Annotated in this window: 22 protein-coding genes and 1 tRNA gene; 16 read left to right on the top strand and 7 right to left on the bottom strand. The window is 61.4% G+C overall.

Annotated features, from left to right (window positions below; translation table 11 throughout):
* Nucleotides 1–213 precede the first annotated feature (213 nt).
* The 6 genes from ACT7DK_RS15315 to ACT7DK_RS15290 all read left to right on the top strand — a co-directional run bounded on the left by ACT7DK_RS15315 (nucleotide 214) and on the right by ACT7DK_RS15290 (nucleotide 4,395).
* Nucleotides 214–1,605 (top strand): MFS transporter, encoded by a 1,392-nt coding sequence (locus tag ACT7DK_RS15315; protein WP_445400646.1) that lies wholly within the window; start codon nucleotides 214–216, stop codon nucleotides 1,603–1,605.
* 161 nt (nucleotides 1,606–1,766) lie between these two features.
* Nucleotides 1,767–2,894, top strand: coding sequence for a DcaP family trimeric outer membrane transporter (locus tag ACT7DK_RS15310; RefSeq protein WP_445400644.1), 1,128 nt, complete (start codon nucleotides 1,767–1,769; stop codon nucleotides 2,892–2,894).
* An 87-nt stretch (nucleotides 2,895–2,981) separates the two neighbouring features.
* The gene (locus tag ACT7DK_RS15305; protein WP_445400642.1) at nucleotides 2,982–3,503 is read left to right on the top strand and encodes a GNAT family N-acetyltransferase; all 522 of its coding nucleotides are present in this window, start codon (nucleotides 2,982–2,984) and stop codon (nucleotides 3,501–3,503) included.
* Between the two features lie 126 nt (nucleotides 3,504–3,629).
* Complete coding sequence (locus tag ACT7DK_RS15300) at nucleotides 3,630–3,779, top strand: SDR family NAD(P)-dependent oxidoreductase (protein ID WP_445400640.1); 150 nt, start codon at nucleotides 3,630–3,632, stop codon at nucleotides 3,777–3,779.
* Nucleotides 3,755–4,291: an SDR family NAD(P)-dependent oxidoreductase gene (locus tag ACT7DK_RS15295; protein ID WP_445400638.1), complete on the top strand. Its 537-nt coding sequence runs from the start codon at nucleotides 3,755–3,757 to the stop codon at nucleotides 4,289–4,291. Before ACT7DK_RS15300 ends, ACT7DK_RS15295 begins: the two co-directional genes overlap by 25 nt.
* Nucleotides 4,255–4,395 (top strand): SDR family oxidoreductase, encoded by a 141-nt coding sequence (locus tag ACT7DK_RS15290; RefSeq protein ID WP_445400636.1) that lies wholly within the window; start codon nucleotides 4,255–4,257, stop codon nucleotides 4,393–4,395. Before ACT7DK_RS15295 ends, ACT7DK_RS15290 begins: the two co-directional genes overlap by 37 nt.
* An 83-nt stretch (nucleotides 4,396–4,478) precedes the next feature.
* Here ACT7DK_RS15290 and ACT7DK_RS15285 read toward each other — a convergent pair whose 3' ends face one another.
* The 3 genes from ACT7DK_RS15285 to pyrB form a co-directional block, all read right to left on the bottom strand.
* Nucleotides 4,479–4,691, bottom strand: coding sequence for a hypothetical protein (locus ACT7DK_RS15285; protein ID WP_445400634.1), 213 nt, complete (start codon nucleotides 4,689–4,691; stop codon nucleotides 4,479–4,481).
* A gap of 103 nt (nucleotides 4,692–4,794) precedes the next feature.
* Nucleotides 4,795–5,253, bottom strand: a complete 459-nt coding sequence (gene pyrI, locus ACT7DK_RS15280) for an aspartate carbamoyltransferase regulatory subunit (protein WP_445400632.1) — start codon at nucleotides 5,251–5,253, stop codon at nucleotides 4,795–4,797.
* A 5-nt stretch (nucleotides 5,254–5,258) separates the two neighbouring features.
* On the bottom strand, nucleotides 5,259–6,182 hold the full coding sequence (gene pyrB / locus ACT7DK_RS15275) for an aspartate carbamoyltransferase (protein ID WP_445400630.1): 924 nt from the start codon (nucleotides 6,180–6,182) through the stop codon (nucleotides 5,259–5,261).
* A gap of 316 nt (nucleotides 6,183–6,498) precedes the next feature.
* On the opposite strand from pyrB, the gene ACT7DK_RS15270 reads away from it, so the two are divergent.
* The 8 genes from ACT7DK_RS15270 to pntB all read left to right on the top strand — a co-directional run bounded on the left by ACT7DK_RS15270 (nucleotide 6,499) and on the right by pntB (nucleotide 14,185).
* Nucleotides 6,499–6,575, top strand: a tRNA-Trp gene (locus ACT7DK_RS15270).
* A 53-nt stretch (nucleotides 6,576–6,628) separates the two neighbouring features.
* Complete coding sequence (locus ACT7DK_RS15265) at nucleotides 6,629–7,006, top strand: hypothetical protein (protein ID WP_445400628.1); 378 nt, start codon at nucleotides 6,629–6,631, stop codon at nucleotides 7,004–7,006.
* Nucleotides 6,982–7,419, top strand: coding sequence for a ribosomal protein S18-alanine N-acetyltransferase (gene rimI, locus ACT7DK_RS15260; RefSeq protein WP_445400626.1), 438 nt, complete (start codon nucleotides 6,982–6,984; stop codon nucleotides 7,417–7,419). Before ACT7DK_RS15265 ends, rimI begins: the two co-directional genes overlap by 25 nt.
* Before the next feature lie 48 nt (nucleotides 7,420–7,467).
* Nucleotides 7,468–8,301, top strand: a complete 834-nt coding sequence (locus ACT7DK_RS15255) for a M23 family metallopeptidase (protein WP_445400624.1) — start codon at nucleotides 7,468–7,470, stop codon at nucleotides 8,299–8,301.
* Nucleotides 8,302–8,539: 238 nt separating this feature from the next.
* Complete coding sequence (locus ACT7DK_RS15250) at nucleotides 8,540–9,835, top strand: Nramp family divalent metal transporter (RefSeq protein WP_445400622.1); 1,296 nt, start codon at nucleotides 8,540–8,542, stop codon at nucleotides 9,833–9,835.
* A 102-nt stretch (nucleotides 9,836–9,937) separates the two neighbouring features.
* Nucleotides 9,938–10,765 (top strand): M90 family metallopeptidase, encoded by an 828-nt coding sequence (locus tag ACT7DK_RS15245; protein WP_445400620.1) that lies wholly within the window; start codon nucleotides 9,938–9,940, stop codon nucleotides 10,763–10,765.
* A 512-nt stretch (nucleotides 10,766–11,277) separates the two neighbouring features.
* Entirely contained in the window at nucleotides 11,278–12,804 is a 1,527-nt protein-coding gene (locus ACT7DK_RS15240) for a Re/Si-specific NAD(P)(+) transhydrogenase subunit alpha (protein WP_445400618.1), read from the top strand.
* A gap of 4 nt (nucleotides 12,805–12,808) precedes the next feature.
* Nucleotides 12,809–14,185, top strand: a complete 1,377-nt coding sequence (gene pntB, locus ACT7DK_RS15235; RefSeq protein WP_445400616.1) for a Re/Si-specific NAD(P)(+) transhydrogenase subunit beta — start codon at nucleotides 12,809–12,811, stop codon at nucleotides 14,183–14,185.
* Between the two features lie 149 nt (nucleotides 14,186–14,334).
* Here pntB and ACT7DK_RS15230 read toward each other — a convergent pair whose 3' ends face one another.
* On the bottom strand, nucleotides 14,335–15,249 hold the full coding sequence (locus tag ACT7DK_RS15230; protein ID WP_445400614.1) for a LysR family transcriptional regulator: 915 nt from the start codon (nucleotides 15,247–15,249) through the stop codon (nucleotides 14,335–14,337).
* A 413-nt stretch (nucleotides 15,250–15,662) separates the two neighbouring features.
* On the opposite strand from ACT7DK_RS15230, the gene ACT7DK_RS15225 reads away from it, so the two are divergent.
* Nucleotides 15,663–16,826 carry an MFS transporter gene (locus ACT7DK_RS15225; RefSeq protein WP_445400612.1) on the top strand — a complete coding sequence of 388 codons (1,164 nt, stop codon included), beginning with the start codon at nucleotides 15,663–15,665 and terminating at the stop codon, nucleotides 16,824–16,826.
* 46 nt (nucleotides 16,827–16,872) lie between these two features.
* A complete protein-coding gene (locus ACT7DK_RS15220; RefSeq protein ID WP_445400610.1) occupies nucleotides 16,873–17,073 on the top strand; it encodes a hypothetical protein in 201 nt (66 codons plus the stop codon).
* 255 nt (nucleotides 17,074–17,328) lie between these two features.
* Here the strand turns inward: ACT7DK_RS15220 and hcaR are convergent, their stop codons facing one another.
* The 3 genes from hcaR to hcaB form a co-directional block, all read right to left on the bottom strand.
* Entirely contained in the window at nucleotides 17,329–18,219 is an 891-nt protein-coding gene (gene hcaR, locus ACT7DK_RS15215; protein WP_445400608.1) for a DNA-binding transcriptional regulator HcaR, read from the bottom strand.
* A 127-nt stretch (nucleotides 18,220–18,346) separates the two neighbouring features.
* A complete protein-coding gene (gene hcaD, locus ACT7DK_RS15210) occupies nucleotides 18,347–19,567 on the bottom strand; it encodes a 3-phenylpropionate/cinnamic acid dioxygenase ferredoxin--NAD(+) reductase subunit (RefSeq protein ID WP_445400606.1) in 1,221 nt (406 codons plus the stop codon).
* Nucleotides 19,568–19,584: 17 nt separating this feature from the next.
* Complete coding sequence (gene hcaB, locus ACT7DK_RS15205) at nucleotides 19,585–20,394, bottom strand: 3-phenylpropionate-dihydrodiol/cinnamic acid-dihydrodiol dehydrogenase (RefSeq protein ID WP_445400604.1); 810 nt, start codon at nucleotides 20,392–20,394, stop codon at nucleotides 19,585–19,587.
* Between the last annotated feature and the right edge of the window lie 3 nt (nucleotides 20,395–20,397).

Here is a 20,397-nt window from a genome sequence, read left to right as displayed (position 1 = left end):
ACCTGTTCCCTTTTAGGATTCATAAAAACACTTAAAAAACAATGATGTGCACACGGTGCACCTTGTGGCCGTTTTTCGTTGTCCACTTGCCGTCCCGTTTTTACACTGCGGGTGTTTCATCAAGGTAAATAACTTGTTTGTCAAATGTCTCCGTTGTGTGGAGGCAAGCAGGAAAGCATGGCCAGTCCGGTCAACTCTAGGAGGAGAGAGTCAATGTCAATATCAACCCATCAAGCCCGTCCTGGCGACGGCACCAAGGATCCCCGGCAGCAGCGCAAGGAAAGCCGCCGGGCCATCATCTCCAGCTACCTGGGCTCCACGGTGGAGTTCTACGACTTCCTGTTGTACGCCGCCGCCGCCAGCCTGGTGTTCCCGGTGCTGTTCTTCGGTGATCTGGAGCCCGGTGTGGGACTGATGCTGTCCTACCTGACCCTGGCGGCGGGCTATGTGGCCCGTCCGTTGGGTGGCCTGCTGTTCGGCCACTACGGCGACAAGGTGGGGCGCAAGCTGGTGCTGTTCATCACCCTGATGGTGATGGGGGTGGTGTCGGTGGTGATCGGCCTGCTGCCCACCTATGAGACCATAGGCGTGGCCGCGCCCATCACCCTGGTGGTGCTGCGGGTGATCCAGGGCCTGGCGGTGGGCGGCGAGTGGGCCGGTGCCACCCTGCTGGCGATGGAGCACTCGAGCAAGAAGTCCAAGGGTTTCGGCGCCAGCATAGCGGTTGCCGGCGGTCCGTCCGGCGCCGTGCTGGCGACCATGGTGCTGGGGCTGTTCTCGCTGTTGCCCGAGGAGCAGTTTATGAGCTGGGGCTGGCGCATTCCCTTCCTGCTGTCCGCCATCCTGGTGATCATCGGCCTCTACATGCGCTACAGCGTGACCGAGTCTCCCGAGTTCGAGGCGGCCAAGGCAGCGGAAGAGGCCAAACCCGAGGCGTCTTCTCATACCGGCGTGCCCCTGGTGCGGCTGTTTCGGGAATCCTCCTCCAGTATCTCCCTCGGCGTGTTGGCCGGTCTGGCGCCGCTGTTTATGCAGTCGATGCTGGCCACCTTCGGCCTGACCTACGCGGTGTCCATCGGCCACAGCCGCAGCGACGCCCTACTGATGCTGACCCTGTCCAGCGTGCTGCACATCTTCACCATCCCGCTGATGGCGGCGTTGTCGGATCGCTACGGCCGCCGTCCGGTGATGCTGGTGGGCGCCCTGATCGGCTGCCTCATGGTCTGGCCCATGTTCGCCCTGATCAGCCACGGTTCACCCTGGCTGCTGCTGCTCGGCTTTATCATCGGCAACCCCTTGATCCAGGCGGTGATGTACGGCCCCATGGGCGCCTTTATCAGCGAGAAATTCACCACCCGCACCCGTTACACCGGGCTGTCGCTGACCTACCAGCTTACCACAGTGCTGGGCGCCGGCTTCACCCCGCTTATCGCCCAGACCTTGCTTGGCCTTGGAGGCGGTGGCACCAATACCCAGTACATTGCCATGCTGTTCTGCGGGCTTTGCCTGGTGAGCGCCATCGGCGTGTACTGGTCGCGGGAAACGGCACCGGGCCGGAGCGCACAGCCGGTCTCCCTGGCCAAGGTGCCGGGCAGCCAGTCCTGATACCGACGTCCTGACAAGGGCCGTCCCAGGCGGCCCGACAACGGTAACCCCCTTTCATGATTGCTGAGCGGAGGCGGCGGAGGCCGCCTTCCGGCATTCCCTGTCTCCGATTTCTCTCGGACGGGGCTTAACCACGACCTATAAAAAGGAAGAACACTGATATGGACATGAAACCCATTACCCTCTGCGCCGCCCTGGCGGCCTCGGCGCTGTCCGGCTCCGTCACCGCCTTCGAGTGGCAGATTGGTGATACCAGGGCCAGCGTCTACGGCTATGCCAAGCTCGACATCATCCATGATGTGGATGCCAACCTGGGCAACACCGTCAATCGCGGCAATATCCGCCTGGATGGTGAAAAAGGGCCCGATGGCCATAGTACCCTGCACGCCTACCAGAGCCGGCTTGGGGTGAGCAGCCTGACCGCCACCGAGCAGGGCGAGGTCAAGGCGGTGCTGGAAGGGGACTTCTTCGGCAACGGCGGCGGCCATTTCCGCCTGCGCCATGCCTACGGCGAATGGAACGGCATCACCGCCGGCCAGACCTGGACCAACTTCGGAGGTTTTCTCGGTATGAACCCCACTATCGACTTCACCCCCCAGCCGGGCCAGGGCAACGCCGCCCGCCAGGCCCAGCTGCGCTATAGCCAGGGAGGTTTTTCCGCGGCGCTGGAAGATCCGGGCAGCCTGGGCGGTAAGGTAAACGTGGCTGCGCCCGACAGCGTCAAGCATCCGCTGCCCGACCTGACCCTGCGCTACCAGGGCAAGGCGGGCGGCCTGGACTTTGGCACCTCGGCGGTGCTGCGCCAGCTGGCGTATTACCGGGCGGCCAGCGATGAGGAGCGGAGCGCCGTCGGCTGGGGCCTGAACCTGGAAGCGGCCTACCGGCCGGTGCCGGGATTGGTGCTGCGCGGCGCCCTGACCCACGGCGACGGCATCGGCGGCTACCTGGAGGGTAGCCCGGCGGCGCCCGCCTACGTGGATCCCCTGACCGGCGAGCTGGAGTCCATCGAGGCCAGCGGCGCCACCGCCGGGGTCAGCCTGGCGGCGGGCCCGGGCGACATCACCCTGGGCTACGGGGTGGCCCGGGCCGAGCTGGACGAGGCGGTGGCCGCCGGTGCCCTAAGCGGCGCCGCCAACCAGCAGTTCGAGGCCTGGCACCTCAACTACATCTGGTCGCCGCTCGCCAGCGTCAGCTACGGCATCGAGACCAGTTATCACCGCCGCCAGGTACAGGACGGCCGGGAAGGGGACGCCGTGCGCCTGCAGGGCATGGTGATGTACAGGTTCTGAACGGCATCACGCCCACTGTGGCAACGCCCGGCGGCGGTGGCCATCGCCGCCGGCGCCATACCCCATCTCCGGAGGAGCAACAAGACGATGACATGTTTGGTACCTGAGCACATCGAGACCGCGAGGCTGATACTCCGGCCGTTTCGGGAGGAGGACTGGCAAGATCTCCATCATTACTATTCTTACGCCGAGGCCACCACCTTTACCGTTGGGCAGCCCCTTTCCGAAGGCGAAACCTGGCGCACCCTGTGCGGCATGATTGGCCACTGGAGCCTGCGTGGTTATGGCCCTTACGCGGTAGAGGAAAAGGCCAGCGGCGTGGTGGTGGGCACCGTCGGCTTCTGGTATCCGAACGACTGGCCAGGCCCGGAAATCAAGTGGGCGCTGGCGCCCGCCTATTGGGGACGGGGGCTTGCCAGCGAGGCCGCCCGGGCCGTGCACCGGGTCGGGCTGAGCCATTTGCCCGACATCGCCCTCATCAGCTTTATCCATGCCCAAAACGTGGCCTCTATTCGGCTGGCCAGGGCGATAGGGGCCAGCCTGAAGCGCGAGGTCGAGTTTCGGGGGGCGAACTGGCATATCTACGAACATGCAAAAGTGCCGCAGTAACGGGCGGTGTATCCCCTCACCGGCGGCTCCGTTCCCGGGATCCGCATCAACTGGGTGGTTAGAGCCTATCTTGCTATGGTGTGGTCGATAGCCCTGTCCCCTGAGTCGATCTGAAGGAGCCAGGCCATGAGCAGATTGAACGGAAAAGTCATTGTGATTACCGGCGGTGCCGGTGGTATCGGTGAGGCGACGGCCCGGATGGCCCATGCCGAAGGCGCGAGCCTGGTCATTACGGATCTGGATCCGGGCCGGTGGAGGCCATTGCCCGCTCCTTAGGTGAGCGCGCCCTGGGGCTGGCGGTGGATGTCTGCCGCCGGGAAGACAACGAGCGGATGGTGGCCGCGGCGCTGGAGCACTTTGGCCGGCTGGATGGCGCTTTCCTGAATGCGGGCATAGAAGGGGAGGTCGGGTCTTTCGATTCCCGCTCCGATGCGGCCTGGGAAAAGGTCTTTGCCGTGAATGTGCAGGGGGTGCGTCTGGGGGTGGCGGCGTTGCCGGCCCTGCACCAGGCCGGTGGCGGCAATATTGTCATCACCTCCAGTGTCGCCGGCTTGCGGGGTGCGGCGGGACTGTCTCCCTATGTGAGCAGTAAACATGCGGTGGTGGGCCTGATGCGTTGCCTGGCGGCGGAGTTGGGGCCGCAGGCCATCCGGGTCAACACCCTCAACCCGGGCCCGGTGGATAACCGCATGATGCGATGCGCTCCATCGAGGAGCAGGCCAGCCCCGGTCATGGGGAGGAAGTGCACAAGATGTTTGCCTTGCGGGTGCCGCTGGGGCGCTATGTGATCAATGAGGAATGCGCGGCGATGGCCGTTTTTCTGTTCTCGGACGGCGCAAGCGGCTGCAACGGCAACACCTATGTGGTGGATGGCGGCTACTGCGCCCAGTAGGAAATTCGCCTGCAACGCATGGTGTGGAGCGACCCGGCAACTGCAGGGTGATGGAAAAGGGCGGCCAAGGCCGCCCCTGGTGATCAGAGCATTCGGGTTTTCCTGTCGCTGGCGTAGTGGGACACCAGGTCCACGAATTCCTCGGGCAGGAAGAGGCGTTCGGGCTCCATGCGCTCGCAGTGGTGATCCGGGTGATCGACCACCATTTCATAGCCCACGAAGTCGTCGTCGCTGTCGTAGCTGGGGCGAAAGAGCACCCGGTCTCCGTTCGCCAGCTTGAACTCGGTGCTGGTCATATGGGTACCTCCAGGAGGGTTGGCTCCGCACAGGCTAAGTATAGGCGGTGGAGGGAGATGACCGGAGAGATAAAAAAGCCCGGCATCCGCCGGGCCCGGAACCTTATACCGCCATCATGTCGCGGTGGAAGGATTTCTCGCAGTAGCGGCAGCGAAAGCGCACCTGGCCGTCCACCGCCCGTACCCTGAACTTGCTGGTGACCGGCTCGTTGTGGCTGATGCAGTTGCTGTTGGGGCAGGAGAACACCCCCTCAACCCGCTCCGGCAGGTGCAGTTGCAGCTTTTCCACCACCTCGAAGTCCTCGATCAGGTTGACCGTGGCCTGGGGCGCGAACAGCGCCAGCTGGTTGGCCTGGGCGGCGGACAGCCGGGTGTTTTCCACCTTGATGATATCCTTGGCGCCCAGCGCCTTGGAGGGCAGGTTCAGGCCCACGGTGATCTTCTCGTGGGTCTGCACCAGGCCGAACAGCTGCAGGATCTTGATGCCCTGGCCGGCGGGGATATGGTCGATGACGGTGCCGTTGTGGATGGCTTCGACTTGCAGTTGACTCTTGTTCATCATGTCTCTCACAGGCTTTCGTTCAGCACCAGGGCGAGCAGGGCCTGACGGGCGTAAACGCCGTTTTCGGCCTGCTCGAAGTAATAGGCATAGGGGGTATCGTCCACCTCGGCGGTGATCTCGTCGATGCGCGGCAGCGGGTGCAGCACCTTGAGGCTGTCCTTGGCGTTGTCCAGCACCTCCGGGGTGAGCACGTACTTGGAAGCCACGTGCATGTACTCGGTTTCGTCGAAGCGCTCCTTCTGCACCCGGGTCATGTAGAGGATGTCCAGCTCGTCCATCACCTCTTCCATGCTGTCGCGGAACTCGAAGTTGATGCCTTTTTCGGTGAGCTCGTCGCACAGGTAGTCGGGCATGGCCAGGGCCTGGGGCGCGATAAAGTAGAACTTGCAGCCGAACAGGCTGAGCGCCTGGGTCAGGGAGTGCACGGTGCGGCCGTACTTGAGATCGCCCACGAAGGCCACGGTCAGGCTCTGCAGGGTGCCCTGGGTTTCATAGATGGTGAACAGATCCAGCAGGGTCTGGGTTGGGTGCTGGTTGGAGCCGTCACCGGCGTTGATCACCGGCACCGAGGAGAACTCCGCCGCCAGCCGGGCGGCGCCTTCCTGGGGATGGCGCATCACGAAGGCGTCGCTGTAGGAGCTGATGATCTTCACCGAGTCGGCCAGGGTTTCGCCCTTCTTGGCCAGGGAGGTGCTGCCGCTGTCGGAAAAGCCGATCACGGCGCCGCCCAGCCGGTGCACCGCGGTCTCGAACGACAAGCGGGTGCGGGTGGAGGCTTCGAAGAAACAGCTGGCCACCACCTTGTGCCTGAGCAGCTCGGGCCGGGGGTGGGTCTTGAGCATCACGGCGGTGTCGATCACCAGCTCCAGCTCGGCGCGGGTGAAATCGGAAATGGAGATTACATGCTTTTGAAATAGGGGGTTTGCCATCAGCAACGCTCTTCAAGGTGTAAGGTGAAGACCATAAAAAAGCCCCTGAATGGGGCCATTGGAGCTAACTCGATCGCAAACGCCGCCGTTTGCACAGCAAGCGGGCAGGAAACCGACCTGGGGATAACGGCGAGGAAGGAACATCCAGACACTCCGGGCGATTGCAAATCGTACGGATTATAGAGAAATGTGCGCCCAAAGCAAAATTGGGGAGGCGCTGCCGGCGGAAGCGGCGAAAAGGTGAGCGAACGCGTCCGAAGCGTCGAAAAAGCCCTTTACCTTTGAAGGTCGCCGGTTATAATGCGCCTCGTGTTGCAGGGGCATAGTTCCAATTGGTAGAACAGCGGTCTCCAAAACCGACGGTTGGGGGTTCGAATCCCTCTGCCCCTGCCAACTTCACACATAAAAGCCAGCTCCATGCTGGCTTTTTGCGTTATGGAGTAGCTATGACGCCGGTACAATCGCAACTGTGGCGACTGCTTGAACTGCCGGTGTGGCGTTGCCGCCACCCCGAGCGCCTGCCCCATGCTCCCGCGCCTGCCGTGGCACCGGCGGTGGTACTGCTGGTGCTGGGCCAGGGCGAGACCCTTCCGGCGCGGATCGAGTCCGATCTGCGTCTGGCCCTGGGGCCGGACGAGGCCCGCTTTCGGGTGATGGACGAAGCGGCATGGCGGGCCGCGGGCAGCCCTGTCGCCCCCGCCCTGCTCGGCCTTGGCCTGGGTGAGACGACGCCACACTTCGCCTGGCATGGCAGCCTGCCGCTGACCCCGGCGCAAAAACGCGAACTCTGGAGCCGGTTATGCCACCTCTGTTCCGCCCCCTGACGGCCGCCGATCTGGACGCCATGGTGGCGGTGGAGCAGGCCGCCCATGCATCCCCCTGGAGCCGCACCCTGCTGGCCGACAGCTTCGGCGAGCGCTATTTCACCGGCTCCTTCTGGCAGGGGGAGCAACTGCTGGGCTACTTTATCGCCGACCGGATCCTGGACGAGAGCACCCTGATGAACATCTGCGTGGCGCCGTCCTGGCAGGGCAGGGGCCTGGGCCGGCAGCTGCTGGAGCAGTATCTGCGCCTGTGCCGGGAGCGGGGGCTGGCCCGGCTCTGGCTGGAAGTCCGTGCCTCCAATGCCCCGGCCCTGGCCCTGTACCGCGCCTGCGGCTATGTGGAGTGCGGCCGGCGGCGGGACTACTACCAGACCGCCGGCGGCCGGGAAGACGCCGTCTTGATGCAAAAATAGCCCGACTCTTTCTACACTCAAAGGCCAACATTCTCACCAGGACGAGCAATGAGAGGCCTGAGTCTTTACCTGCTGGCCGCGGTGCTGTCGTGGCCCCTGGCCGCGGACGCCAACATCTCCCCTTATCGAAACGCCGTGCTGGTACGGGTGGTGGAAAAGCCCGACGGCCACTACTTTTTTGCCCTCAACCGGCTGCCCGCCCGGGCCGAACTGACCTTCCGCTTCTCTCGCCAGGAAAACGTGCAGATCCCGGGCGAGATGCAGCGGGTGATCCGCCTGCCGCCCCGGGAAGAGAAGTTCGTGGGCAAGCTCACCGCCAGGGGACCCGGCGCCTGGCGCTACGACTACGGCTTTGCCTACACCGGCAACGAAGTGCGGCTTTCATCCCCTTCCTACCTCCCCCAGGCGGTGGACCTGGCTTCGCCGGTGGCCGGGCGTTACCGGGTGTCCCAGGGGTTCAACGGCGAGTTCAGCCACAACAGGCCCGCCAACCGCTATGCCCTGGACATCGCGCTGCCCATCGGCACGCCGCTTTACGCCACCCGCGATGGCCTGGTGGCGGCGGCGGTGGACAGCCATGCCGGCGGCGGCTTAAGACCCGAATTCCGGGGCAAGAGCAATTACCTGCGGCTGCGCCACGACGACGGTACCATGACCCTCTACGCCCACCTGCACACCGGCTCCCTGCGGGTGAAGAAGGGGGACTGGGTGAGGGCCGGGCAGCAGGTGGCGGCATCAGGCAACACCGGCTATAGCTCAGGGCCCCATTTGCACCTGGCGGTGCAGCGCTACCACAACGGCCGGGTCGAATCCATACCCTTCACCCTGCAGGGCCGCTATCCCAAGGCGGGATCCTGGCTGTTGGCACAGGGGACAGAATAGAGCAATAACTTAAGAGGTTGGGTTTGGTATTAAATGTGGTGATTGTTTCCATCTTCAAGTGTTAGGTGGTAAAAAAAATAAGTTATTGAACTTATATTCTTATTCATTTTTTATTGTTGGTTATAAATGCTGGCTGAGGTGCTTTTGCTTTGGAAAAATCAGTTGATTTATGTTTCCCGGTATGGCCTTTTACTTTCTTTTTTATAACAAACCAGAAGTAAAAAGGTAGGAAAACAAGATGGCAGAGTTAGTCGAGGTGGCAGAAAAGGGGCCACGCAGCATAAGCCACTATATGCGAGTATTGGGTCCCGGCATTCTGGGCGCTGCCGCCGCCATCGGCGGATCCCATCTGGTGGCCTCTACCCAGGCCGGCGCCATCTATGGCTGGCAACTGGTGGGGCTTATCGTGCTCGTCAACCTGCTGAAATATCCCTTTTTCCAGATCGGCGCCCGCTACACCATGGCGGCGGACGAAACCCTGATCCAGGGCTACGACCGCATCGGCCGGGGCTATCTCTACCTGTTTACCGTCCTTAATATCTTTGCCTCCGTGGTCAGCACTGCCGGGGTGGCCATGCTGTGCGGCAGCATCCTCGGCCTCTTTATCGGCGACGACCTTAGCGTGACCCAGCTCAGCATGATAGTGCTGGCCGGCTCCCTGGTGTTCCTGATCACCGGCCACTACAAGACCCTGGACCGGGTCACCAAGTGGATTATCGTCGGCCTGGCGGTGGCCACGGTGACGGCGGTGTTTATCGCCCTCAATCAGGGCGGCGTGGCCACCCCCGACTTCGTGGCGCCCAGTCCCTGGAACCTGGCGGCGGTGGGTTTTCTGGTGGCGCTGATGGGCTGGATGCCGGCGCCGATCGAGCTCTCTTCCTGGAACAGCGTGTGGCTCAGGCAGAAGCAAAAGGCCCTGGGCGACGAGCTCGATTACCGGGACGCCCTGGTCGACTTCAACGTGGGCTACATCACCTCCACCCTGCTGGCCATCGCCTTCGTTGCCCTCGGCGCCCTGGTGCTGCACGGCAGCGGCGAGAGCCTGGCCACCTCCGGCATCGCCTTCGCCCACCAGCTGGTGGACGTGTACGCCAGCGTCATGGGCGACTGGAGCCGCTGGCTGATTGCGCTGATCGCCTTCCTGTGCATGTTCTCCACCACGGTGACGGTGCTGGACGGCTACAGCCGCGCCCTGAGCGAATGTTTCGTGCAGCTGGGCCAGCACAAGGGCAGCGGCCCGACCGGCCACGGCGCCCGTTATACCTACCCGCTGATGGTGGTGATGGGCATGGTGGGCGCGCTGATCATCATGTTCTTCAAGGGCGCCCTGCTGGCCATGCTGGAGTTCGCCATGATCTCCGCCTTTATCAGTGCCCTGGTGTTCGCCTGGCTCAACTACCGGCTGATGCAACTGCCGCAGGTGCCGGAGCGTTACCGCCTGGGCGGCGCCATGGTGGCCCTGAGCTGGGCCGGCATCCTGTTTTTCGCCGGCTTCAACCTGCTGTTCGGCTACTGGTATCTGTGGGTGAAATAGGCCCGCCCGGCGTCCGGGCAGTTGCGTCCGGACGCCGTTCCCTGTACTTCTATCCCCATCGAGGGTTGAGGCGCCGCGCTGGCGGCGCCAGCGGGAGAGTCAATGTCGTTCTTCGCCAGGCTTAAGGGCTGGTTCGGGCAAGGGAGCGGGGAGATAGAAGCCCTGCCCTGGCGGGAGGTGCTGACGCAGATCCCCATACTGCAGGGGCTGGCGGAAAGCGAGCAGGCCCGGCTGTGCGAGCTGGGCCAGGCGCTGCTGGCGCGCAAGACCCTGACCCTGCTCGGAGTGGCCTTCGGCCCGGCCGACAGGGTGGCCCTGGCGTTGCAGGCGGCGCTGCCGATACTGCACCTCGACCTGCAATGGTACCGTGGCTTTCGCGAAATCATCGTCATCCCCGAGCCGGTGACCCGGCGGGAGTCGGTGCAGGACGAGTTCGGCCTGGTCAGCGAGGTGGAGGAAGAGCACGCCGGCGAGTCCTGGCAACAGGGCCCCCTGGTGCTGGCCTGGAGCGAGCTGTGCGAGGACGGCGGCTGGGACGGCTACAACCTGGTGATCCACGAACTGGCCCACAAGCTGGACATGCTGGGCGGCGAGGCCGACGGTGTGCCGCCCATGCGCCCCGGCATGGCGATGGCGCGCTGGCGCGCCGACTTCCAGGCGGCCTTCGACGAGCTCTGCCGGTGCCTGGAACGCGGCGAGGCGCCGCCCATCGACCCCTACGCCGCCACCCATCCGGCCGAGTTTCTGGCGGTGGCCTGCGAGCTGTTCTTTACCCGGCCGCGCCAACTGGCGGCCGCCTACCCGGCGGTGTATCGCCAGCTGGCGGCCCTGTTCGGGCAGGATCCCTTCTCACGCCAGCCGGAAGAGGAGGACGGGGACCAGGCTGGCCGGTCTCATCCGGCCGAGCGCCATCCCCCGGAGATCTTGTAGGGTCGAATTTATTCGACCCACTCCCGGCCTCGGCGCAGGACCGGCGGGGGCATGAACATGACGCGTCCTTGCCGGGGGACCTGGTTTCTTTTGGCTACCCGCACTCGAGTTCTGTGATCCTGCTCGCTAAACCACCACTTTGCCGCCCACCGATAAGTGATACTTTAGTGATTGAAAGCCACAGCCTATTAAGGCTCGAGGAAAGATCGATTTATCTTTTTCCAGATGAGCCAGTATAGTGCGTGAGGTGCTGTTTCTTTCTTACGCTATCTTCCTCTCAATACTCACCTTTTGGTGGGTATCGTCGGGATTTCGACGTTAATAATGTTAAAAGGTATAAAGGCGTCGTTTTGATATAGGTGGATGATTTAGCACTGTTGTAAAAGAACGTAATTAGGCTGGAGCAAGATGAAAGGCAAGGCTGCCTGGCAGTTGAAGGAACAGCTTGCCCGAAACCGGACACGCCTCGTCGGTCTCCGGTGTGATATCAACACTAATTTCAGGGAATTATTATGTTAATTGGAGTTCCAAGGGAAACGCTTAGCGGCGAGACTCGGGTGGCGGCGACCCCCAAGTCGGTCGAACAGCTGCGTAAACTCGGTTTTGACGTCTGCATCGAGCAGGGTGCGGGCATCAAGGCCAGCTTCGAGGATGCGGCCTACCAGGCTGCGGGGGCTCAGCTCGTCGGCACCGACGAGGTCTGGCAATCCGCCATCATCTACAAGGTCAACGCTCCCACCGCCGACGAGATCGAGCGGCTGCAGGCCGGCACCATCCTGGTCAGCTTTATCTGGCCGGCGCAAAACCCCGAGCTGGTGGAACAACTCAAGGCCAAGGGCGTGACCGTGATGGCCATGGACATGGTGCCGCGTATTTCCCGCGCCCAGTCCCTGGATGCCCTGTCTTCCATGGCCAACATCGCCGGCTACCGGGCGGTGGTGGAAGCCGCCCACGAGTTCGGCCGCTTCTTCACCGGCCAGATCACCGCCGCCGGCAAGGTGCCGCCCGCCAAGGTGCTGGTGATCGGTGCCGGCGTGGCCGGCCTGGCCGCCATCGGTGCCGCCGGCTCCCTCGGCGCCATAGTGCGCGCCTTCGACACCCGCCCCGAGGTAAAGGAGCAGATCAACTCCATGGGCGCCGAGTTCCTCGAACTCGACTACGAAGAAGAAGCCGACTCTTCCGACGGTTATGCCAAGGAGATGAGCAAGGCCTTTATCGACGCCGAAATGGCGCTGTTCCTGCAGCAGGCCAAGGAAGTGGACATCATCATCACCACCGCGCTGATCCCCGGCAAACCGGCGCCAAAGCTTATCACCGCCGAAATGGTGGCGGCCATGAACCCGGGTTCGGTGATCGTGGATCTGGCGGCGCAGAACGGCGGCAACTGCGAGCTGACCAAGCCCGGCGAGCTGTTCGTGTCCGACAACGGCGTCAAGATCATCGGCTACACCGACCTCAACGGCCGCCTGCCGACCCAGTCTTCCACCCTGTACTCCACCAACCTGGTCAACCTGGCCAAGCTGTTGTGCAAGGAGAAGGACGGCAACATCAAGGTCGACTTCGAGGACGTGGTACTGCGCAACATGACGGTGGCGAAGGACGGCGAAGTCACCTTCCCGCCGCCCGCCATCAGCGTCTCCGCCGCGCCCAAGGCCAAGGCCGCGGCCAAGCCGGCCGCCGAGCCCCACGCCAAGAAGCCGAGCAACCTCAAGTACTACCTGGGCGGTGCCGGGGTGGTGCTGTTCGCCTGGCTGTCGGCGGTGGCCCCGGCCGAGTTCCTGTCCCACTTCACCGTGTTCGTACTGGCCTGCATCGTGGGTTACTACGTGATCTGGAACGTGTCCCACTCCCTGCATACCCCGCTGATGTCGGTCACCAACGCTATTTCCGGGATTATCGTGGTAGGGGCCCTGTCCCAGGTGGGAGCCGGTGGTTTCGTCACCTTCCTCGCCTTTGTGGCGGTACTGATCGCCTCAATCAACGTGTTTGGCGGTTTCACCGTTACACACCGTATGCTGAAGATGTTTAGAAAGGGCTAATGGAATGTCACAAGGACTTGTAACTGCGTCTTATATTATCGCCGCCGTGCTCTTTATTCTGAGTCTGGCGGGTCTGTCCAAGCAGGAATCGGCCAAGGCCGGTAACTGGTTCGGTGTGGCGGGCATGACCATCGCCCTGCTGGCCACCATCTTCAACCCCGAGGTCACCGGCCTGGGCTGGATCGTCGTGGCCATGGCCATCGGTGCCGCCATCGGTATCCGCTTCGCACTGAAAGTGGAAATGACCGAAATGCCGGAACTGATCGCCATACTGCACAGCTTCGTCGGCCTGGCGGCGGTGTTCGTGGGCTATAACACCTACATCGATCACGGTGACATGTCCGGCGCCATGCTGAACATTCACAACACCGAAGTCTTCCTCGGCGTGTTCATCGGTGCCGTCACCTTCACCGGCTCCATAGTGGCGTTCTGCAAGCTGCGTGGCCTGGTGTCGTCCAAGCCGCTGATGCTGCCGCACCGCCACAAGCTGAACCTGCTGGCGGTGGTGGTGTCCGCCCTGCTGCTGATCTGGTTCGTGCAGGTGGAAGGCTCCACCTTCGCCCTGCTGGTGATGAGCCTGATCGCCCTGGCCTTCGGCTGGCACCTGGTGGCCAGCATCGGCGGCGCCGACATGCCGGTGGTGATTTCCATGCTCAACTCCTACTCCGGCTGGGCGGCGGCGGCGGCGGGCTTTATGCTCTCCAACGACCTGCTGATCGTCACCGGTGCCCTGGTGGGCTCAAGCGGTGCCATCCTGTCCTATATCATGTGCCGGGCCATGAACCGCTCCTTCGTTTCCGTTATCGCCGGCGGCTTCGGCTCCGACGGTGCCGTGAGCAGCGGTGAAGAGGAAGACGGCGAGTACACCGAGGTGAACGCCGAGGACGTGGCCGAAATGCTGAAGAACTCCAGCTCGGTGATCATCACCCCCGGATACGGCATGGCGGTGGCCCAGGCCCAGTACCCGGTGGCGGATCTGGTGTCCAAGCTGCGCGCGGCCGGCGTCAAGGTGCGCTTCGGCATCCACCCGGTGGCGGGTCGCCTGCCCGGCCACATGAACGTGCTGCTGGCCGAGGCCAAGGTGCCTTACGACATCGTGCTGGAAATGGACGAGATCAACGACGACTTCGACGATACCGACACCGTGCTGGTGATCGGCGCCAACGACACCGTCAACCCGGCCGCCTCGGAAGATCCGGCCAGCCCCATCGCCGGCATGCCGGTGCTGGAAGTGTGGAAGGCCCAGCAGGTGGTGGTGTTCAAGCGTTCCATGAACACCGGCTACGCCGGGGTACAGAACCCGCTGTTCTTCCGCGAAAACAGCGTCATGCTGTTCGGCGACGCTAAAGACAGCGTGGACAATATCCTGAAAGCGCTGTAATTCGTTGCAGACTGTCAACGATAAAAAAGGGAGCTTCGGCTCCCTTTGCTGTTATGAGCCAGTACCGAACTGCCGACATGCCTCATCCAATTCTGGAATAAATGAGGCGGTAACCTTCACCAAGAGCCTCGATGATGGTTCGCTGCGCATCATTTTTTTCCTTTATCCTCTTCAAGCGATTGCACAATGAGATCCCGCAGCCATTTATGCGCCGGTTCACGGTGCAGATGCTCGTGCCAGAGCATGTTCATTTCGAAACCGGGGATATCCATCGGCGGCGTAAAATACTGCAGCTGTGGATTGTCTCTGACCAGCCGAAGTGGCAGCATGCCCACCAGGTCGGTGGTGGCGATGGTGAATACGGCAAACATAAAATGCGGCACCGACAGCACCACCTTCCTGCTCAACCCCATCTCCGACAGTACCTTGTCGGTATTGCCCCAGAAGCCTCCTCCGTCCGGTGAAATTATCACGTAATCCAGCTCGAGAAACTGCCTTAGCGTGGGGGCCGATTTTAGTAACGGATGGCCGATGCGGCTGACAAGCACATAGCGCTCGCTGAACAACATGCGGCAGCGCAGCCCCTGCGGCGATTCCTCACGGATATGGAAGAACAGATCGACCTTGTCCTGTCCCCCTGCCTGTGCAATACGCGAGTTGGCATTCTCGACCACCGCCAGCCGGGTACCGGGAGCTTCGCGACGTAAATGTTTCAGCATCGGCAGCAGCACCGTGGTTTCGCAGTAATCCGCTGCAATCACCTGCCAGGTGTGTGTGGACTCAGAGGGAATAAAGGGACCGGGAGAGAAGATAGATTTATCCAGCAGTGCCAGCGCCTGGCTAAGTGGGGCGCGTAACATCTCCGCTCGGGCAGTGGGGCGCATCCCGCGCGGGCCGGGTAAGAACAGCGGATCGTCCAGGCTCTTGCGCAGTTTCGCCAGCTGTACGCTGACGGTGGGCTGCGAAAGATTCAGTGCGCGGGCGGCGCGTGTCACATTAGGATCCTTCAGTAATGTATTCAGCGTCAGCAGCAGGTTCAGATCCAGCTTTCTGAGATTATCCATTGTAATACCTGGTATCAGAGAAATTCATTACTACTATATCGGACAAACCCATAATATTCATTATTGACTAAATCCTTATAAGGAGTCCGCAAGCTCTGCATCAGGCGATATTTTTAAATAACTGATCCCAATAGTGCTACATCGACCGAGCTCCGTATACAGACATGCCGTGAACCTTCCCTGGGTGTTTCACTCTTGGGGGAGTCTCGCCATTCCTGGTGCGAAGGATCTGCTTAGCAGCATCCGGTTTCTGTCGGTAGTGATCTACTATTCGGAACAGCTACTTAATATCACCTTATAGCCGCGGGGATACTATTTCCTACGCTGCCGAAACATCATTTATTACATCGAAAATAAATCATCAACCGTTGTTCACTATATGAACAATAAAAAATAGAAAGCAGGAGATGAAAATGCCAATAGGTCTTTTTGCCTTGGCGCTTGGCGCGTTCGGAATCGGTCTGACAGAGTTTGGTATTGTCGGACTACTGCCGCAAATCGCTGCAGAGTTTACTATCAGTGAACAGGTGGCTGGTTATTTGGTTTCCGGCTATGCGATCAGCGTGGCAGTGGGGGCTATTTTGCTCACCGCCCTTATGATCCGTATGGAACGCCGGTTAACACTGTTATTACTGAGCGGATTATTTGTTATCGGTAACCTTATTTCGGCGATGTCGGTCAGTTACGACACGCTGCTGTTCGGTCGTATTGTGGCTGCACTTTGCCATGGTGCCTTCTTTAGCGTGGGTGCCGTGGTGGCCTCTGATATGGTTGCGGACGATAAAAAAGGGGCTGCAATCTCTCTGATGTTTGCCGGATTAACCGTCTCCAACATCGTAGGCGTGCCGCTGGGCACTTTCGTCGGGATGGAGCTGGGCTGGCGTACAACCTTCTGGGCACTGGCGGTCATCGGCGTGGTGACCATGGTCGGTATCCGGACGCTTATTCCGGCTATGCCCGCTAACCGTGATACCAACCTGGGCCGTGAGTTTGCCGTCTTCAATCGTCCTCAGGTATGGATCTCTGCCCTGCTTAGCGTGCTCTCCTTTGGCGGCGTGATCGGTGGCTTCACCTATATTGCCTTCACTCTGACTCAGGTTTCCGGCTTCGCGGCTCAGACGGTGCCATGGCTGCTGGTGCTGTTCGGCGTGGGCACCTTCGTTGGCAATATCTACGGCGGTAAAGCTGCGGATAAGTCACTGAACAAATCGCTCGGTACCATTCTGCTGCTGCTGACCGTGGTAATGGCCGCCTTCGCGCTGTTCGCGCAGAGTCAGCTCATGACAGTGATTCTGCTGTTACTGATGGGCACGGTCGGGCTGGCTACCGCGCCAGGCTTACAGCTGCGTATGATGAAATATGCCAGCGATGCGCCAACCGTGGCCTCGGGCACTAATATTGCCGCCTTCAATATCGGTAACGCCCTGGGCGCTTACCTTGGCGGCATGGCGCTAGATAAAGGTTATGGTTTTGTCTCCCCGCTGTGGGTGGGCGCCGCGCTGAGTCTGGCTGCGCTGGCAGTGGTGATCCTCGGCAGCTTCAATACCGGGCTGAAAACCAGCAGAGTACAGGGATAAGTATTATCACTAATACCCCATGGCGCTGTTGAATTAGTACTCCACTATGGCTAAAACCATTGAGGATGAAATCAATCGACCCTATCCATTAGCCTATGCCCTCACAATGCTTGGCGAGGCTGGATATGTGAATAAACTGTTTGAACCTTCGGTATGTTACGATAATAAATCAGCTACCAGCTGGATGATCAATAACCTCACCCAGTTTGTTGATGGTGATGATGGCAGACTGTATATGTTTAAATAACTGATCCTAATAGTGCTACATCGACCGGGTCCCGCACGCAGACACGCCGTAAACCCGTCCCTGGGGGCTCCGCCGCGCCATCCCTGGCGCGGAGGGTCTGCTTAGCGAAACCCAGTCGCTGCCGGTAGTGATCTACCATTCGGAACAGGTATTTAACAATGCACTCATAAACCTAATGTTACGTATGCGCGGTAATAATTTTCCGGCACTAAAGGTTTATAGAAATTTTATTTTTTAATAGTGCCGATCTGGGCATTACTCCTCTTTGAAAGGCAGTTTCTTCAGATGCTCGATAAAGGTGGCGAGGATGGGGGAGGCGTTGTCTTTGCGGTAGTTGGCATAGAGGCCGATCAACGGCAGTTCGGGCTCCAGCGGCCTGAGCACGACGTTTTCCTGCCCGATCGGGGTGATGTAGGTGGGGAGTATGCTGCAGCCCATGCCGATATTGACCAGGTTGATATTCAGCAGGATGTTGTCGGCCTGCTGCACGATATTGAGGTGGATGTGATTTTGTTCAGCAAACGCCAGGATCAGGTTGTACAGGGGCAGGGATTCCGACGGATTGACGATGATGAAGTCCTGGTGATCGAGCATTCTGACCGGAACTACTTTGTAAGCGGCCAGGGGATGGTTTTTGGGAACCAGGAACTTCAGGGGTTCCTTCAAGATCAGGAAGCTGTCGATTTCCTCATCCTGCACATCGTCGCGGGTGAAGGTGATGTCCAGTTCGCCGTTGCGTAGCCGCTCTATCTGCTGCTGGTTGTTCAGGCTTTTCAGCTCCACGCTCAGATCGGGGTAGAGAATGCGAAAAGCCGGCAGTATATGGGGAAAGACGTTCATCTCGGCGACGGGAACGAAGCCGATGGCGAGGCGGAAAGCCTTGGCCTGGGCAACCTGGCGGGTGATGCTTACCGCCTTTTCCGCCTGGGCGAGGGTCAGCCTGGTTTCCCGGAGGAAGACCTCGCCTTCTTCCGTCAGCTCCACCTTGCGTTTGGTCCTGTTGAAAAGTTTTACGCCGAGCTCGGTCTCGAGATCCTTGATCTGCTGGCTCAGGGAGGGCTGGGACGTATAGAGCCGGCTGGCTGCCTTGCTGAAGCTCAGCTCCTCGGCCACGGTAACAAAATATCTCAGGTGACGCAGCTCCATGGAGGGCTCCTTCTGGCAGTGCGTTCGGGAAAATGTACTGTTGCCGAACATCGGAGGGCCATGATGCCGTCTCGCCTGTTGACGGGCAAGCCCCTGCGGCAAGGCCACAGGGGGGGATGCCAATGGCTCAGGCGGTTTTGCGCAGATCCCGGGCAAGATCCAGGTGCTGCTCCGCTTGGAAACACAGCCGGTTGTCCACCATCCTCCTCAGGTTTCTCATTTCCCGGGGCTGGTTGACGGTGATGCCGGCCACTACGATGCCCTCGGTCACGCCGATGAGAGCGAAGGCCGAGTCGGTACCTGGCTGCAGGTCACCGCGCAGATGCCACCGGGCCGCGGCCATGTCGCCGACAAACTGGATGTTGATGCCAAGCTGATCGGTCCAGAACCAGGGCGCCCTGACGGCCGGCGGCGCCAGCCCCAGTACATGGCGAGCGAAGATGGCCGCCTGGTTGTTGGCGTTTTCCCAGCTCTCGATACGCAGAGGGCGGTCCAGGCCCTGGCGGCGTTGGGCGGCGACGTCGCCCGCGGCATAGATGTCCGGGTGCGAGCTTTGGCAGTGTTCATCGACCAGGATGGCGCCTTCGACCTCCAGCCCGGCGGTGGTTGCCGGCTGCACATTGGGGAGGATGCCGATGCCGTACACGACGGCGTCCGCCACCAGGGTCTGGCCGTCGTCCAGGGCAAGGTGGATCTCCTCACCCTGTAGCTCGGCCCGGGTAATGCGGGCGGACAGGCGGACATCGATCCCCTGGGCCCGGTGCCGCCCGACCAGATACTCACCCAGCAGGGCGGGCGCGCAGCGCTTCATCACCATGGACTCCTGCTCGAGCACCGTTACCCGACAGCCCTTGGCGAGGGCGCTGGAGGCCAGCTCGAGCCCGATCACGCCGCCGCCGACCAGGACTATTCTTTTTTCCGGGGCGAACACGGTGATCAGCTTCCTGGCATCTTCCAGGTTGCGCAGGGTGTACACCCCCTGTTCCAGGCGGTCCAGCATGGGCAGGCGGCGCGGCGCGCCGCCGGTGGCGATCAGCAGCTTGTCGTAGTCGAGGGTGTCGCCGTTTTCCAGCTCGATCAGGCGCGCCTCGGGATCGATACGAGTGGCGCCGTTGCCGGTGATCAGGTTCACCTGCAGCGCGGCCAGCTTTTCTGCCGACAGTATCTCGACCCGGGCGCTGTCCGGGGCCAGTATGACCTCCTTGGACAGGGGCGGGCGCTCGTAGGGCAAGTGGGGCTCGTCCCCGATCAGGGTGATGCTCCCTTCATAACCCTGGGTGCGCAGCTCCAGTATGGCATTGGCACCCGCCTGGCCGGCGCCGATGATGACGATGCGTGACAGACTCATCTTCTTACTCCCTTTATTTAAAGCAGCCCGGCGTTGGGCTGGCGCAGGCCCCGGATCCCCAGGCCGCAGTCCGCATTGATAAACACCCCCGTCAAGGGGCGGTTATTCTGTCGCGAGGCCAGCAGCACATAGGCGCCGGTCATGTCCTCGGGCTCGGGCAGGAATTTCAGGGGCATGCCGCCGGCGATCTTTTCCGGATCCCGGGCATCGAGCAGGCCGAGCTGATCCTGGCCCAGGGCGGCGGCGCCGGGAATGTTGGTTCTCATGCCCGAGGGGGCCACGGCGTTGACCCTGACCTTGGGGGCCAGCTCGTAGGCCAGCTCCCGGACCAGCCCCACACCGGCATGTTTGCTCAGGGTATAGATGGGGCCGCCCCCCGCCGGGTAGAAGGACGAATTCGACAGGGTAAAGATCATGGCGCCTTCGGTTTTGACCAGCTCATCCACCGCGGCCTTGGCCCCGAGCAGATAGCCCTTGGTATTGACCGACACTATCTCGTCGAAGGCCTGCTCGAGTTCGTCACCGGACAGGCTCAGGATGTCGGCGCCGTGATCCCAGATGCCCGCGTTGCCGACAAAACAGTCCAGTTTGCCGAAGCGGGCCACAGTGGCTTCCACGGCGCGCAGGTTGTCGTTGTAGCTGGTGACATCACCGACCACCGCCACTATCCGCTCGCCATGGCGCTCGCGCAGCGCCCGCACCCTGTCCTCGGCCCGCTCCAGCACCCCGACGCGCGCGCCCTCCTGGATAAAACGGTCGATCAGCGCCCGTCCCAGCCCGGAGCCGCCGCCGGTGATGAGAATGACTTCTCCTTCCAGCCAGCTCATGGT

This window comes from Zobellella sp. An-6 (genome assembly GCF_052487945.1).
Note: the sequence above shows the minus strand (reverse complement) of the source record. Positions and strands in the feature narration are given on the sequence as shown.